Consider the following 16,203-nt stretch of genomic DNA (forward strand, 5'->3'; position numbering starts at 1 on the left):
AACTATGGTCACTTCAAATATTACACTGTCCCGCTGGGGTGAGCTTTTCCAGAACACTGAAATAGCCGCCGCCATCTTAGACCGACTGGTCCATCATGCGAAGATTTTTAAAATAACTGGAAAGTCCTACCGTCTAAAAGGAAAGTTAAAAAGTGACTAACTAATTAAATTGCCCAAAACCCACATTTTTAGATTGCCGAAAACCTACAATTTTAAATTGCCCTTGACACAGCTGAAGGAAATGAATTGGTTAGAGCAGCAATACAACCTCATTCTTCTTGGACCGCCTGGTGTCGGCAAAACTCATCTAGCAGTAGGAGTTGGATTAGAAGCGATCAAGCAAGGGTATCAAGTCATGTTTCTCCCGATGGGAGAACTGACGACGATTCTGAAAACAAGCGATTATACACGGAAATCACAGATTGCATTAAATCGGATTAAAAAATCTGACTTAGTGATCATCGATGACTTGATGTATATGGATATGGATCCCATGGAGGTAAACCAGTTCTTTCAGCTGGTTGACTACTTATATGAACGTAGTTCAATCATTCTGACTTCAAATAAGAGTCCAGATCAATGGGGAGAACTATTAGGCGTTGAAGGAGTCACAACAGCTATTCTGGATCGCCTTCTCCATCGGGTAGAGCTTATTCAGATGGACGATGAAAGTTATCGAATGAAACATCGGCAACAAGTTTTTGATTAGAAATAAGTGCCGAATCTTATCGAGCAGAATCTGCAGAAAACTAATTGGCAAAAAGTGCCGATTTCCACTTGACGTTAACATTTGTCTTGTGCTACTTCACTCCCTGATGAATCAATAATGACAAAATCTGGTGTTACATATTGCGCTTCATCTTCAGTGTCAGCTTCATTGATTGTATGTTCCACATCAATCATCGCCCACTCCATACCTTCTGGAGCTTCTTCGTTAAATTGATTGGCTTTCATCAAGTAATCATAAACCTCTTCCCCACGAATAAAATTAGATAAGATAATTGAACGATTTCCTGCATATTGTTCATTACTTTCAATATCATCATGACTTAAAAAATCAAAATCTTGACTGACCTTTTTTTCAATCGGCACCGGATTAGAACGACTTCCTTCTACAGACTCAGATTCTTTTTCCACACGTTCCTCTTCAACTTCTTCTATTTCTTCAACATCGACATCTTCAATCGTTAAATCATTTTCTTCAGCCGCACAAGCTCCTAATAATAAACTGCTAGCGAATAATAATGAAACGATTCTTTTCGATATATCTATTCCTCCTAATGTATTTTATTTGATCATTATTCATACTTCTTTTTTATCTCCACCATATACTCAGGCAATGCCTCATTCACTAGATGCATGGTATGCATGAGTGGATTAACTTCTGGTTTTCTAGCTTCTTCATAATTTACACTTCGTTGTAGGTCTTCAATATAAGGAATAACTTCTTTTTTATTTAAAGAATATTCTTTAACAGATTCGGATAGTAAATTCGCATCAAGTCCCCAATCTTTCGCAAATTTATCAATTTCTCTTTGGGCTTTATTGTCTTTCCATTCTTCAAATAAGTCATCAAAACGTGAATTACTAGATAAATTTCCAGTTACTAACTCAGTATCCACAAATTCTTTTAATAATTTTGCCTGATCATCTTCACCCATATCACTTAACTCTTGGATTTGTTGATGTATAATACGTAAAGTCTCTGTATCAACTGTTTGAATGCCGTCTTTACTGCTTACACGATCTCCAATTAATCCTAATATATGATCCGCATCAATGACTTGAGTACCTGACAATTTAGCTCGACCAACTAAGGGCTGAACTGGTAAGATTTCAGTGTCATCTTCTTCTGGTTTTAAGTTCTTATAAGCACCAATATATTTCATCCACTGATGCTCATCTATCCCAAATTCTGTATCGTCCCATTCATATTCATAATACTGCTGAACAGTATTTAACTGATGATTTGCATGCGTGAATGATTCTACGAAATTATCCAATTGCTCATTGTTTGTTTCTAAATCTACCCAATTTGTTGGATCAGGAAGTACCTCTTCCATCCCCTCAACAGCCTCTTTAAACTTATGAACAGCGACTTCATAATGTTCAACAATTGCTAGACTACTTGTTCCGCCAGAACCATACAGTGTAAGTGCACGATTGACTTGCTCTTCTGTTATAGCAGGATACTTATAATTGATTATCGTTCCAAACTCTTTCATAGGACCTTGTACTCGATTGGTTCTTGAATAAGCTTGAATTAAACCTTGAAGCTCTAGTGAGCGATCTACATATAAAGTATTCACATACCTTGAATCATAGCCTGTCAGTAATTGATCTGCTACAATAATCAAGTCAATATTTCGTGGATTACGACCACTACCTCCACGAGTCGATCGGACCACTAAATCTTTGAAATAACTGTCACCATCTTCTACGCGAAACTCAATACCGGTAAATTTAGCATAGTCTTTAAACATTTCACTGATCACATCAGGTGAAATACCATCTGGGTCATTTTCATTTCCAAAGCTAAAAGTCATCGCAATATTTAAATCGTAATCCATCTTAGCCAAAGATTTTTTAAATTCATTATAGTAAGCAATGACTCGATCCTTATAAGCAACCGTCAAAATAGCGTTAAAGAATTTTTCTTGCGATTGGGATTCCCAATTAGAAAGTATTTCTTCCACTACTCGAGGAATATGCGTTTCATCATGGTAAGATAATAATCCTTCCTTGACAGCCATTCGTTCAATTTCTGCATCTGACTTGCTAAGTAACTCTCGCTCAATTGCTCTTTCTCCGAGTTCGGGTTTATCATTTAAAACTTTATCCGCTAAATCTTCTCTTAAACTAGAATAATCTTCGAACTCGCCTGTATTTATATAATCCACATGAAAACCTAAAACATTCCCATCACGAATGGCTTGGTCAATCGTATAACTATGCAATTCTGGACCGAAAAGTTTTTCGGTAGTATCAATGACTTCGCTTTGTACATTAATCATTCCAGTTGATTTATTCTCATCAAATAATGGTGTTCCAGTAAAACCATAAAAAAGCCCGTTTTTCTTAAAGTAACTCTTAATATTGACCATCATTTTGCCCATAGTAGTTCGATGTGCCTCATCAATAATAAATACAATCTTTTTGTCGGCTAGACTATAATTCTCATTATCTCTTAAATCTTTCACTAAAGAATCCAGTTTAAAAGTCGTCGTCACAATAATTCCACGCTGTTTAGAAAGCAATTTCTTTCTTAGATGATATGTATGCGTGGTATCGTCAACCGTTACCGCCTCATAAGCAGCATACGCTTTAAAGTTTGCACTTGTAGCTGCATCTAATGAACGTCGATCGACTAAGAAAACTACTTTATCAAAGCCGCCACGAGTAGATAGGAATAGAGCTGTTTTAAAACTTGTAATCGTTTTTCCGGAACCGGTTGTATGCCAGACATATCCTCCATGGCGAATACCATCTTCACCCCATCCTAAAGCAGCTCGTTCAACTGCTTGTAAGGCATAAACCTGATAGGGACGCATGATCATGTGTCTTCGATTCTCTTCATCTTGGGCTTCATCAATAATTAAATAATCTCCTACTAACTGATGAGCCATTGGAATCATTAAAAAGTGTTCAATTACTTTCTGCCAATCATTGATTGGATTATTATCTGCATCGGCCCACTGAAAGACAAAACTTTTGTTAAAGTCATTAATAGACTTCGGAGTCGCAAAATATCGTGTGGCTACCTCAGACATAATAACCATCATTTGGGAGAAAGCCATGAAATTATTGACAAATTCTCCATCGCGGTAATAGCGTTTAAATTGTCCAAAAGCTTCATCTAAAGATTTATCTGTTCGCTTTTGTTCAATATTAATTAAGGGCAAACCATTAATTAATAAAACAACATCAAAGCGATTCCCATTACCACTCTCCACTTCGCGAGCAATTTGATAGCTCGAGTCACCACCACGAACTTGAGACTTTTTAAAAATCGTTAACGTAATTTGTTGACGAGTAATACCCGGATGATCATCTCTGTAAATTCCATCAATTTTTCCAGTTGATCCTTCCATCGCTAAAAGTTTGGCTGCTTCAAAACTATTATCAATTTGTTTAACCTTTGCCATGACTTGTTCAAACTCAGCATCACTTAAAGGAACTCCTTCTAATTGATCGGCATTCATCCGATTCAGTTCATGACGCCAATTTTCAATTAAGTGATTGACCGTTACGCGTTGTTTATTTCCATCTAAATGGTCAGGTGCTTTCCATTTATATTTTTCTAATTCACGAACAAATCGATCTTGAAACGCTTGTTCTGATGAAGTTTTCTGTTGCATACAACTTTCTCCTTTCTAAACAAACATATCGTTTAAATAAGCTTGTTTTAATTTTTCTAACTTGGCTAGTTTCTCTTCTTGGATTGAGATTTGCTTATCTAAATTTTTAAAGAAAATTCCTATTTTAATCTGTTCTTCTTTATTTTCTGTTATATTAATAACTTTATTTTTCAATATTGAATAGTGGCGCTTATACCCTTCTGATTCAGGCATATATCTTTGTAGTAAATAGTACAAATAATCTCTATCCATTTTGTTACTACTTAGAATTTTAATTCCATCTGAAGCTATTAAGAAAGGACTCACTGGTCTAAATAATGATAATGTGTGATCACCAAATAAAACTACAGAATCGTAATTTTTATAGGGTGTTCCATCTCCATATCCTTCAATTGGACTATCACCTTGTTGGATTATTGGAAACATTCCATTTCTGTCATTTTTAGCTATATATTTTTTGAATGATTCTGTTTTTAGAAAATCGCTAAATATAGCTTGATTCCAATTGTTTTTTAATCCTTCAAATCGTTTCTTTGGATTTTTTTCTCCTTCTTTTGGAAACATCTCCGAAAGATAGGCAGATTTAAGATCTTTTACTTTATTGACTTTCGATTGTTGCAATCGAATCATTTCATCAATTTTTTTAAAAAAGGTACCTATTTCCTGTTGTTCTTGAATAGTTGGTATTAAAATTTCGATATTATTTATTGTCGATTTAGATAAACTTGGTACACCAGTAGATTCTTGTTTTGCTAACCAATTGATATTTTTGAAAATACCATGAAAAAAGTTAATGTTACTATCAAACTTAGGAATTGCGTAAAACAATGTATCTACTGTCCAATATGGCGCTTTAAGTATATATGGTTTATCAATGGTCCCTTTTCGACCGATTCCTATTGCATCTTTTTCATAAGATAAAGCGGCATTTACGTTGGTCATATATCCACCTGTGCCATACACAGGTATATCACCTTTTTCTAAACGTTTATAATCCTTACCATTATTTACTTCTACTAATTCTTCTAGAAGATATCTTTGCCAAGCTTCTATATCTTCAAATTTTTTAAATCTTAATTTAGGAACTAACTTCTTTTCTTTACTCATCTTCTGTCACCACCAGTTGACTTGCCATTTCTTTAAAGCAAGCTTCAAGCTCTTTATATTCAACTTCTAAGTCATCTAAAGTATCTTTGTATCGATTGTCTAGTTCTTTTAAGATATTTAATTCTTTTTTCATTGGCTCTTCGATTAATCGAATCATTTCTTTTGTTAAGTCACCGAACCATTTTTTATACAATAGTTGATCAATTTCTTGGTCCGTTAATTCCAAAATACGGTTTTGCACTTTCATATCGAGTGCTTGTCTTTTTTCACGTATAGTTTGATTAATCTTTGTTCGTTTAGATAAGAGGTCTAGTACTCTTTGAACTAATTCATATTCCTCAGTATTTTCTTCATAGTTCTTAATTTCTTTGCGAATGTTTCCAACAGTAAATGAATTCTTGCTTGCGTTTAACGATTCACCAAGAATCTCATTCTCATCGGAATCTTCCACTTGGGCTGCTTCAACCAGTTCATCAAGTGCTGATTCAACTTCAGCAATTTCTGCTTCAACTTCTTCAATTAGTTTCGCTTCTTCTTCATAGAGTTCTTGGCGAATTAAATTAGTGGGTACTAGCGTTCCAATCCAACCGTCTTGTTCTTCACGTTTGTTTTTACCCGTTCCTTTAGTCACGATATTTGGTTCTCTTGAGCGACCTAGTTCATAGAAGTTACCTGCTGATATTTTTTCTACATCTTCTGTTAGATAATTTTCCCATAGTTCAGCGACTAACTGATAACCATCATAAACATTTAAATGCTTAAAGTTAGTAAGTATCTCTTTAATTTCTGCTAACATTTCTTCCATTAATGGACGAACCTCTGCTGGGTCATCTACTTGCTTTATGATTGGCCAGTAATGGTTGATATAATCAGTCATTTGTTCATTCATTTCCGTTGCTTTTTCTTTCATTTCTTCACTATTTAAAACACTTTCAGTCAGTTTATCTATTTCTTGATTTAACTCAAAGTAATTTGGTCGAATCTCTTCTAAAGCACTTCTTAAAATAGTCGGTGCAACTTCATTTAGTACATGGAGGTTTTCTATATTTTCTTTTGGAATTCCACCGTATAAATGTGCGTCTACATCATGAGGAATCTCTTCATCTGGTTGCACGACATAGCGTGGAATATTTAGGTTATATTCATTTTCTATTATTTCTTCTCGAGATACATTATAACTGTATCCATCTATTGTTTCCCTTGAAGTGTACGTATCGACAATCTTTGCGATATCTTTTTCTTCTAAAACATTTTGTTTTCCTACTTTAATAAAGTTTTTTGATGCATCAATCATTAAAACAGGCTCATCGAGCGCTCGATTTTTCTTTAAGATCATAACAGTTACTGGTATCCCTGTATTGGTAAACAAGCTTGATGGCATGCCAATAACTGTATCAATATAATTTTTCTCTAATAGGCGCTGACGAATTTCACCTTCTGCATCACCACGGAATAATACACCATGTGGTAATACAATCGCCATGGTTCCTTCTTGACCTAAGTGAAAAAGGCCATGAAGCAAGAAAGCAAAATCTCCTCGACTTGGTGGTGGAAGTACTCCAGCTACTTCAAAACGCGGATCACTCACTGTTAAGTCAAAACGATTCCACCCTTTTAAAGAGTATGGTGGATTCATGACTACTGCATCGAATTGAACGCCCTCATTTGGTCGTTCTGGATCTTCTGGCCAATCCTCAGCCAAGGTATCCCCATTTTTAATCGTCATTTTTTCAGGGCGAACGCCATGAAGCAGTAAGTTCATTCGTGTTAAGTTATAAGTTGCTGTGTTCTTTTCTTGACCATAATAGGAAAGATTTCTTTGTTCATGTGTATCTAAATGGTTTGCAACCGTTAAAAGTAAAGAACCAGAACCAACTGTTGGATCATAAATCGAACGAATATCTGATGATTTTGCAACGATTCGAGCCATTACTTCACTTACTTGCTTTGGTGTATAGAACTCTCCAGCTTTTGCACCAGATTCCATCGCAAACTGCCCAATTAGATATTCATAAGCATCACCTAAGATATCTCCTTTTTGTAAAGCAACCATGTTTAAGTCCGCAAACAATAGAATTAAACTTTGAATATTTCGACTACGCTCATTTAAATTACTTCCTAAAGCTGTGTCGGTCAAATCGATTGTTGAGCTAGAGAATAAGCCTTTAAAATCATCTGCGCCTTCTTCTATAACAATAGTACGCTCAAAATTATGTAGACTATCTGTTACTTTTTGTACTTCAAATTCCCCATTATTAATATCCATTAACCAAGTTTGATATAAATATTCTGGTAATACATAATAACCAAGTAAGCTTTGAATCGTATTATTTAGGGCATCGCCATAGGCATCATGAGCTTCTTTATATGCCTTGACCAATTCTCTTTCGCTTATATCGTTGCCTAACTGGGAACTTTCTTTAAATGTATTAAGGGTTTTATCACTTAAAAATTTGTAAAACATTAATCCAAGCATATAGTCTTTATAGCGACTCGCATCCATTGAACCTCGTAGCTCATTTGCGCCATCCCATAAACGACGTTTAATTTCTTCTGAAGTTATCATAATTAATTTCTCCTCGTATATAGTAACTATCTATTCTTTGTAATTTCTGAAACAACTGCTAAACGATTTTTACCGCATTGTTGTTTTATTATCGTTGTATATTCATTGTTTTTAATTATCTTATCTACATTATTTTCGTAGATCATCTTTCTAAACCATTATCTCTAGTCGGAAGTGTGTTGTCAGCAATATTCCAAATTAAATTAGAATTTTCTTGGACATTAATATTTGTTTGATCAAAACGGTCAACTGTTTGCAAAATCATAACCTCCTTCAATTTTTAAATTTCTATATATTCTTGAGCAATCTCTTTTTGTAAAACCATTTTCAAATTTGTTTTCGTAATTTTTAATTTATTGTTGCTATCGGTTAAACGTATAACTTTTGGATAGCCTTCTTCATTTTCCATTTTTGATAAGATGCTACTCGCACCACTATTCCCCTTTGTTGAATGAGGGACTGGTCCAAATAAGACTAATCGATAGTTCGGATTATAATGCATCTTTTTATATTGATATTTTTCAGCCTCATTATAATCCAGTACCAATTCCACTCGATCTTTTGAAAGCCCATAGCTTTTGAAAACTCCATAGATATCATTGGTTTTAACCGAAGAATCCCCAATAATAACTATCTTCCCATCAGGAAATGTTTCGTAAAATGATTCTTCTTTCGATGGGAGTAAATCAGACATTCCAATTTCACTTAGATACCCTTCAAGATAGTTATTGTCATAGGCATCTTTTAAGTTGAGTTGCAGTTGAAAAGCAGCTTGTGTGAGTACCTCATAAAATTCATTATGTGATATTTTCATTGTAACACCTTCTCAATTAATTCTTTTCTTCTTTGAGAGATGATTTCTTTTTGTCTGTCTAATAAATCAAGTTGTTCTTCGTATTCAAGGTACTCCTTTACTAAAGTATCTTGTTCTTCTCTTGAGAGATTTGGAATTAAGATAGTTTTTAAATTTTTAATACTGATTGTTTCAATGACTGAACCAGTAGATAATCGTTCTAATTGCGCTTGACCCTCGTCACTCTTTAAATACATCTCAACAAATATTGGATTGACTTTTTCTTCATCTATCTGAATATAATATAAATTACCTGTTGCTAAGATCTTAGTGTCCTTAGTATTTTCTACTCTCGCAATTTTGTACGGACTAGATTTGGATATCACAAGATTTCCTTCTTCTAAAAAGTAACTGTGGTATTTTTCATCTACATTTTTTAAATTAGGTAAATCTTTATTCATCGAAGATTTTTCAATATCTTGTATTTTTAAATACTTTATACCTGTTTCTTTGGTTGTAGACATTGTGTCAAGTTCTTTACGACTAATCGTTGCGCCTCGGTTAATACTTCGAGCTAAATCATCAATTGGTGTCATGTTACTAGCATCTGGTATGAAACCAAAATAGCGAATAGGCGTTAAGACGAATTCTTGTTTTTCGAAGTCTTGATAAGTGAGATGTTTACTTATTTCATTTTCTTGTTTATAAGCTTCTACGATTTCTTGAATGTTCTTATCCGTTAAGATATTCTTCATTTGATCTCTCGTGCTAATCTCACTCGCGTCAACCATTCTTACCGTTTCATTATTTTCACTAAATATTAATAGCGTAAAAGGTATAGCGGTATTAGGAAATAATTTTTCCGGCAAAGTTATAATGGCTTCTAACCAACCATCTGAAATGATTTTTTCTCGAATATCATGGTCTTGTTCTCTAAACAAGACTTGATTCCGCATGAGTACAGCAGTTTTCCCTCCTGGTTTTTGATTTGCATACGAACTGAGAATAAAAGCCCAGTCAGCTGATATATTATACTTCTCAATATCAATCAATTCCGTTAATGCTCTATTATCTTTTATTAGATCATCAATTCCAGGTTCTCGAACACCCACTGGAGGATTCGAAAAAACTTTTGTCGCTTTAAAAGATCTATAATCTTGACTTAATATATTTCCTAACTTTAATTGAATTGGAAATTGAGCTACTTTTGCTCGAATGGTTGAAATGATATTCATTTGAATATTAATTTCAACTCCACAAACTTTCTCAGTACCCGTCTCCATTTTAGTTTCCAGTAAATAAGAACCAATACCCGATCCTAAATCTAAGACTGTATCATCCGACTGAACCTCTAATAATTCATTCACAAGTTTTGTCACACCTAAAGGGGTTCCAGATATTTCACTTCTTATATCATTATCTTCAATAAATAAAATAATTGCTTTCAACGTGTTCTCATCATAGTTTTCTGAAATAGATTGGATAATATCAAAAGGAACTTTTTGAATCACTCGATTAAGTTGGTTTAATGTATACTCGTCATTAAAATCTGAAGCTACAGATTCTATTAAATCTTCTTTTGATGATATTGGTTTATATTTCAATGCCAAATAACTCAGCTGTATGAGTAGAAAGGTAGAAGCCTCTTCTTGAATATTCCCCCTTAAACGATTGAATATAGTAAAAACTTCCCTCTTATAACTAATGTTTCTCAATTCTCTATATGTTGTGTAATTCACGACACAACCTCCTTTTGGTTATATATAATCATTCAACTTAAAATAATCATACAACAGGACTTTTTAATTGTCAATGGTTATTTATAATCACTTAAAAAGTAAGCGGTGAATAGGTAGACACCTAGATTTTAAAAATGGACCCCTCTGTACTAAGAGAAGCCCAAAGATCAATACAATTTATATGCGACATTCAACTTGCACCTTTGGAACCCATGGTAAATAAGCCTCCAAAGGTGTGTTTTTTCGATTTGGTAGGTGAGTTAATAAATATTCTATGTATTTTCGTGGATGTAAGCCGTTGGCTTTCGCTGTTTCGACAAGGCTTAAGATTGTCGCATTTGATTGCGCCCCTTTAAACGAAGCAGAAAACAAATAATTTTTTCTGCCGATGACTAGGGTTTTGATTCCTCGTTCGGCCAAGTTATTCGACAACACTAACCGGCCGTCTTTCAATACATTCATCATGCGCTCTTTTTGTTTCAGCGCATAAGAAATAGCCGTGCCAAGTTTTGTTTTAACCAAAACAGATAGTGATTCACACCAGTCAAAAAACTTCTCTAATTTTGGTTTTAGATGTGTTAACCGTAAATCATATCTCTCTTGAATGGATAAATCAGCGAAGCTTTTATCCAGTACGAATAATTCATTACAGAGCTCCACGCCTTAATGAGCGGGACTATCTGGTGCGTACTTCTTGGGCCGTGCGTCATAAAAGTAGCGCCTGATATGTGCCAGACATGCAACAGAGGTAATTTTTTCAAGCTTGTTATAAGCAGAAAAACCATCACTATGTAAGTAACCTTGTTAGTATATTTAACCGTACTGAACAACCGCATATAAGACTTCTGACGTTCTGTATCCGCCAGTACTTTAAAGGTTGTTTCATCGGCATGAAGAACTTCTGAGCGTACCAGTTCCTTTTTCATTTCTGAAACAAGATCCTCAAAATAATACTCCGAAGACTTGATGTGCCAGTTCGTTATATTATGTCGCGGAATAGGATACCCTAATAAAGCCCAATGGGCTTCCTGTCGATAAGCGGGAACTTTTTGTTCAAACTTTTGATACATTGTCTCGGCCATCAAGGAAGCTGATGCAGCTGTGTTGTTAATGGAAGTTTTTGGTACTTCTGATTTTATAAATGGGGTATGAGTTCCTGTTTTCTCACAGTTTGAACAGGCATAAGTCTTTTGAAAGTGACGATGATTTTCCATACGTGCTGGAATAAATCTTACTTCTTGTCGCACTAATGAAGTAGAAACTTCTTTCATAGACTCCCGGCAGTTTGGACACGTACAAGACGCCACCTCATGAATATGATCTACCGTTGGTAGATGTTTTAATTGTTCTTCTTTTAGACCTTTTCTTTTTTTGCGACGAGTATACTTTTCAATGATGACTTCTTCATCGCTTTGCTCTCCAGTTTGCTCTGGTTGGCTAAAAAGTTGATCGTCAAAAAGGCTCCCTTGATTAGGATCCATAATCGTTTCCTTTTTTCGATCAAATAATTTTTGCATGAGATAATCAATTTGTTCTTTCTGTAAGGCAAGTTCATCATCCTTTTGAGCGATTTGTTGCTTTAATTTTATATTCTCTTCTGACAATTTGTCTAGCTTTTCGATAATTACTTCAAATTGTTGCTCACTCTTTTTAGACATATGCTTGCCTCCTTGTTGTTAATAAAAATATTTCACTATATTTTAAACAAAAAGACGAGATAGAAAATGATTATTTTAATCAATTTCTATCTCATCTATTAAACAATGTATCCTTCAGCCGCAGGCTGGATCGTAACCTTCTGGTCAATAAACAAACCTTCTAAAAGCCACCTTAACTGTTGTGATGTCAATTGTTTCACTTCCTGTTGATCCCGAGGCCATTTTAGTCTGCCGTTCTCTAAGCGTTTATAGAGAAGGATAAACCCATCACCTTCCCAATACAAAACTTTGAAACGATCCTTCTTGCCACCACAAAATAAAAATAGACCGTCATCGTACACATTCATATCGTATTCTTGTATGACCGTTGCTGCTAATCCATCAATTTGACGGCGTATATCGATTTTCCCACAAACAATAAATATGTTTTCAACCTTAGTAAAATCAATGATCTTCATGAGCAGACAACTTCGAAAGGAGAACCCGAAGAATCTCTTCCTGGATCCCTTCATAAATAAAAAGTTCTGAATCCACACCTTTTAATCGGGCAATTAACTTTTGTGGGTTTTGTTTTCTATATTGAGTATGGGCTGTTCGTTTTTCATCTTGTAATTGGACAGGGACTATCTCCTGTTTTCTAGTCAATTTAAAAACCTCCTGTATATTTGAGATGTCTCAAGTTTAACAGGAGGGATTGTGCACCGGTAGATACTCAGCTATTCACCGCTTACAATGTATCAATGGATTCTTAAATTTGCATTAGTTATCTAATAAGTTTCGCTTGTAAAGCACGTAATTTATAGCTACTGAAATCAGCATGACACTTAACAAAATATAACTTTGATAGCTTGCGTAATTTGTAGCTCCTAAGAATAAATAAAGAGCAACTACAATTGTTACAGGCGCAATGGCTAATTTTTTATTGGATAAAAATTGTGGAATCGCAATGGCACCAAGTAAAGCAGGTGTAACGTTGTCGAACCCTGGCTTTACCGCTGGGTGGTTTAAAATAGGTACTAACCACGTGCCAATTAAAGCCATTCCTATAAATAGAATAAAGATTGTCACTAATGAAGAAACCCCCACCGCAATAATGGCGACGACATCCCCTTTTTCTGTTCCTGGTTCAACACCCACAATTTTTTGAGCTGAAACAACCACTGGTAACTTTAAGTTTAATATATTTCCTGTAATTGAACTTAGATACATGCCTCCCGCACCTAAAACCGAATAGAAAGAAATATTCTCAGCTACGGCCATCGGCACATAGATCGCTAGTAAACTAGTACTTGCAAGAAAAGCCTTTCTAAAACTAAATTCAACTTCATAATACCACGCAATTCCTAACGGCACCATGAACATTGCGATTAAAGCAATTAGGGTCGTTATAATGCCTAAATAGTTAATGGAATTATGAAAGGCCCATGCTCGTTCTTCCTGATTTAACTTTTTTTTATTTTTCATTTGCTTTTCCTCCTAAAATAGATTCGTATAGACGATCACAGCACCAATACCTATTAGTAAAGCAATCGTAAACGAGAACTCTTTAAGAGCACTCTTATTCAATTTGTCCGCTAATTTATTCAAACCTAAAACCGCAAACCCAGACGATAGAAAAGCAATAATTGCTTCAATATTTTGAGTATTTAGCACATAAGGCGTTGAAATAACCGCCAACATTGCGACTAATAAAGCAGCTGAAAAGATAGTTAAAAACCCTTTTGATCCAGTTCGCATCGCTTTGTTGCGGGCAGTAATTGCCGCTTTATCAATTTGTTTCATAAATAATATATTAAAGACCATTCCCCCTATAATTCCGATTGTCATAATAAAAGCTATGATGACAAAATGATCTGGGGTTAAATTGGGGTCTGAAATATCTTCTAGACCAACACTCTGCGCCCCAACGTTGGCAGCAATTCCTTCATAAGCTGCTCCGCCTACTACGGATAATCGGAGCCACGGAAAATATCGACCGAGTGACACAGATAATGCCAACATCAATACAATTACCGGTAGGGACGGTACAATAGATAATAAAACACTGTTTTCTATCGTTGGTTTGATGATACTCTCATCCATACCCAATTCTTTCCCGCGTGAGATGGCTTTTCGTATAAAGATAATCGCTTGAAGAACCACGATTAAAATAACAATAGAACACAATACAAGCATGACTGTACTATTCGCTATTTCATAATATTTCATTTTACTTCACTCCGGTTATTAGTTATTTAAATAATCTTGTGCCACTTTTTGATAAAGATCGATAAAGTTTAAATAATCATCAATCTCAACATATTCATCGACCTGATGAGCCACTTCCATGACACCTGGGCCATAAATTGCTAAGTCAAAGTCTTTTTCAATCCGTCCAAAGTTTGAAGCATCTGTCGCTCCTGTCATCCCTACAGGTTCGATTTCAACATTTGCTACATTTCTAAAGGATTGGATAAGATCTGTATCAAAATCACTTTCAACAGCTGGATTATTTTGCATAATATTTAATTCTAAGCGCCCTTCAATTTGATTATTTATTTTATCAATTGAAGCATTTAGTGCGTCTAAGAACATTTCATTGTCGACCTCAGGAACTGTCCGACCATTTCCTTTTAATTTAGTGATAGCTGGAATACTATTAATTTGGTCGCCACCATCAATGATTGTAAAAGCATTTAACATCCGACCTAACTTCTCATTTTCCCCTTTACTTGCCGCTTCTGCTATTTTTTCATTAGCGACTGGGATAAAGTCAACAATTTGCTGGATTGAGTTAATACCTAATTCAGGCATGGAACTGTGAGCTGAACGGCCGTAAGAAACAATTTCATATTGAACCGAACCCTTGTGAGCTGTCACAATCTTTCCATCGCCCATTTTTGGTTCACCGACAATTATCGCATCCGCATCATCCACATAACCTTCTTCAGTCATTTGTTTTGAACCATACATTCCAATCTCTTCGCCTACTGTTATAATGAAGCGAATCGTCCCAGCTTTTAAAAGGTCCTGTTCTTTAATTTCAATCATAGCCAGAGCTAAGGCAGTTAGCCCAGCCTTCATATCTGTTGCACCACGACCGTAAAGCTTTCCATCCTCAATCACACCTGCAAAAGGTGGATGTGTCCAATCTTCTGGATCGCCTGCAGCTACAACATCTGAGTGCCCATTAAAGATTAAAACTTTACCTGGCTTCTCTCCTTTGATTTCAGCCACTAAGTTCGCACGCATCGGGCTATACTCTACAAGTTTTGACTCTATTTCATACTCATTAAAAAGATCTTTAAAATACTCTGCGACTGCGACTTCATTATCATTTACAGTCTCTATTTGTATAACATCTTGTAAAATTTTAATTTTCTTTTCTTTATTCATTATCGTTTCCTCCATATGTATTTGTTTGTTATTGGCTAAGCGTTTCGTATTCTTTAAAACCTGTTCTTATTATATAGGTTTTAAGGATATAACTCATAACTTAACCATTCGAAAGTCTCAAATGAAAAACAACGGCTGGTTAAACCGTTGTTTTAATTTACTTCTATTTAATTAACTCATAAATAGACTTGCTCTATAAACACTAGTATACCAATAAAGTTTTGATAAATAAATAAATTCTCCGTAATTTCTCCGTCCGACATCTAGAGTAGTCAAACATATGTGACACATACTTAAAGTTCTAGTACAAAATAAATAGAATTGAATGGGGTTCTGGGGGACCGCGGCCCCCCAGAAAAAATTAAGCACTTTGTGATTCAAAGTATTGGGCCACGACTTCATTTGGACTCAAAAAGTTAAGTACTTTACGATGGATATTATTACTTCGGTTAATATAACGCGCATGCGCCTTAAATAGCGCTTCTTCTGACGTAAATGTTCGACGATGGTAAAAGCGCTCGTCGTCAATTCGATGGCTACGCTCTACCTTACCATTCTGCCAAGGCGAATAAGGGCGTGTTCTCTTGTACTGAATCCCTTTAGCCTC

General features: G+C 35.2%; 16 protein-coding genes. 2 read left to right on the plus strand and 14 right to left on the minus strand.

Features of this window, described 5'->3' with window-relative positions; genetic code table 11:
- Positions 1-160: ATP-binding protein (locus BLR79_RS06600; protein WP_159427620.1), on the plus strand; the 160-nt coding region annotated here is incomplete at its 5' end.
- 63 nt (positions 161-223) lie between these two features.
- On the plus strand, positions 224-709 hold the full coding sequence (locus BLR79_RS06605; RefSeq protein ID WP_327020429.1) for an ATP-binding protein: 486 nt from the start codon (positions 224-226) through the stop codon (positions 707-709).
- A gap of 74 nt (positions 710-783) precedes the next feature.
- Here the strand turns inward: BLR79_RS06605 and BLR79_RS06610 are convergent, their stop codons facing one another.
- From BLR79_RS06610 to BLR79_RS06675, 14 genes are all read right to left on the minus strand, one after another.
- Positions 784-1,137, minus strand: a complete 354-nt coding sequence (locus BLR79_RS06610; protein ID WP_092086094.1) for a hypothetical protein — start codon at positions 1,135-1,137, stop codon at positions 784-786.
- Positions 1,138-1,298: 161 nt separating this feature from the next.
- Complete coding sequence (locus BLR79_RS06615) at positions 1,299-4,358, minus strand: type I restriction endonuclease subunit R (protein ID WP_092086097.1); 3,060 nt, start codon at positions 4,356-4,358, stop codon at positions 1,299-1,301.
- A gap of 15 nt (positions 4,359-4,373) precedes the next feature.
- Positions 4,374-5,465, minus strand: a complete 1,092-nt coding sequence (locus tag BLR79_RS06620; RefSeq protein ID WP_092086100.1) for a restriction endonuclease subunit S — start codon at positions 5,463-5,465, stop codon at positions 4,374-4,376.
- Complete coding sequence (locus BLR79_RS06625; protein ID WP_092086103.1) at positions 5,458-8,031, minus strand: type I restriction-modification system subunit M; 2,574 nt, start codon at positions 8,029-8,031, stop codon at positions 5,458-5,460. Before BLR79_RS06625 ends, BLR79_RS06620 begins: the two co-directional genes overlap by 8 nt.
- A gap of 280 nt (positions 8,032-8,311) precedes the next feature.
- Complete coding sequence (locus BLR79_RS06630) at positions 8,312-8,845, minus strand: hypothetical protein (RefSeq protein ID WP_092086106.1); 534 nt, start codon at positions 8,843-8,845, stop codon at positions 8,312-8,314.
- Positions 8,842-10,563 (minus strand): N-6 DNA methylase, encoded by a 1,722-nt coding sequence (locus BLR79_RS06635; protein ID WP_092086108.1) that lies wholly within the window; start codon positions 10,561-10,563, stop codon positions 8,842-8,844. The genes BLR79_RS06630 and BLR79_RS06635 overlap by 4 nt, the downstream gene beginning before the upstream one ends.
- A 177-nt stretch (positions 10,564-10,740) precedes the next feature.
- On the minus strand, positions 10,741-11,223 hold the full coding sequence (locus BLR79_RS09455; protein ID WP_092086111.1) for an IS66 family transposase: 483 nt from the start codon (positions 11,221-11,223) through the stop codon (positions 10,741-10,743).
- Entirely contained in the window at positions 11,142-12,221 is a 1,080-nt protein-coding gene (locus BLR79_RS09325; RefSeq protein ID WP_092086114.1) for an IS66 family transposase, read from the minus strand. Before BLR79_RS09325 ends, BLR79_RS09455 begins: the two co-directional genes overlap by 82 nt.
- Positions 12,222-12,319: 98 nt before the next feature.
- Entirely contained in the window at positions 12,320-12,679 is a 360-nt protein-coding gene (tnpB, locus tag BLR79_RS06650) for an IS66 family insertion sequence element accessory protein TnpB (protein WP_092086117.1), read from the minus strand.
- The gene (locus BLR79_RS06655; protein ID WP_092086120.1) at positions 12,666-12,866 is read right to left on the minus strand and encodes a hypothetical protein; all 201 of its coding nucleotides are present in this window, start codon (positions 12,864-12,866) and stop codon (positions 12,666-12,668) included. Before BLR79_RS06655 ends, tnpB begins: the two co-directional genes overlap by 14 nt.
- Before the next feature lie 114 nt (positions 12,867-12,980).
- Positions 12,981-13,685: a hypothetical protein gene (locus BLR79_RS06660; RefSeq protein WP_092086123.1), complete on the minus strand. Its 705-nt coding sequence runs from the start codon at positions 13,683-13,685 to the stop codon at positions 12,981-12,983.
- Between the two features lie 12 nt (positions 13,686-13,697).
- On the minus strand, positions 13,698-14,429 hold the full coding sequence (locus BLR79_RS06665) for a DUF5058 family protein (protein ID WP_092086126.1): 732 nt from the start codon (positions 14,427-14,429) through the stop codon (positions 13,698-13,700).
- 18 nt (positions 14,430-14,447) lie between these two features.
- Entirely contained in the window at positions 14,448-15,596 is a 1,149-nt protein-coding gene (locus tag BLR79_RS06670; protein ID WP_092086128.1) for an ArgE/DapE family deacylase, read from the minus strand.
- A gap of 361 nt (positions 15,597-15,957) precedes the next feature.
- On the minus strand, positions 15,958-16,203 hold a 246-nt coding region (locus BLR79_RS06675), incomplete at its 5' end, for an integrase core domain-containing protein (RefSeq protein WP_143338800.1).

This window comes from Dolosicoccus paucivorans (assembly GCF_900100125.1).
Taxonomy (GTDB): domain Bacteria; phylum Bacillota; class Bacilli; order Lactobacillales; family Aerococcaceae; genus Dolosicoccus; species Dolosicoccus paucivorans.

Bases quoted from the DNA above. Each gene is read 5' to 3' on its own strand.
- BLR79_RS06665 (WP_092086126.1), bottom strand. From the start codon at position 14,429: ATGAAATATTATGAAATAGCGAATAGTACAGTCATGCTTGTATTGTGT.
- BLR79_RS06615 (WP_092086097.1), bottom strand. From the start codon at position 4,358: ATGCAACAGAAAACTTCATCAGAACAAGCGTTTCAAGATCGATTTGTT.
- BLR79_RS06620 (WP_092086100.1), bottom strand. From the start codon at position 5,465: ATGAGTAAAGAAAAGAAGTTAGTTCCTAAATTAAGATTTAAAAAATTT.
- BLR79_RS09325 (WP_092086114.1), bottom strand. From the start codon at position 12,221: ATGTCTAAAAAGAGTGAGCAACAATTTGAAGTAATTATCGAAAAGCTA.
- tnpB (WP_092086117.1), bottom strand. From the start codon at position 12,679: ATGAAGATCATTGATTTTACTAAGGTTGAAAACATATTTATTGTTTGT.
- BLR79_RS06670 (WP_092086128.1), bottom strand. From the start codon at position 15,596: ATGAATAAAGAAAAGAAAATTAAAATTTTACAAGATGTTATACAAATA.
- BLR79_RS06660 (WP_092086123.1), bottom strand. From the start codon at position 13,685: ATGAAAAATAAAAAAAAGTTAAATCAGGAAGAACGAGCATGGGCCTTT.
- BLR79_RS06630 (WP_092086106.1), bottom strand. From the start codon at position 8,845: ATGAAAATATCACATAATGAATTTTATGAGGTACTCACACAAGCTGCT.
- BLR79_RS06625 (WP_092086103.1), bottom strand. From the start codon at position 8,031: ATGATAACTTCAGAAGAAATTAAACGTCGTTTATGGGATGGCGCAAAT.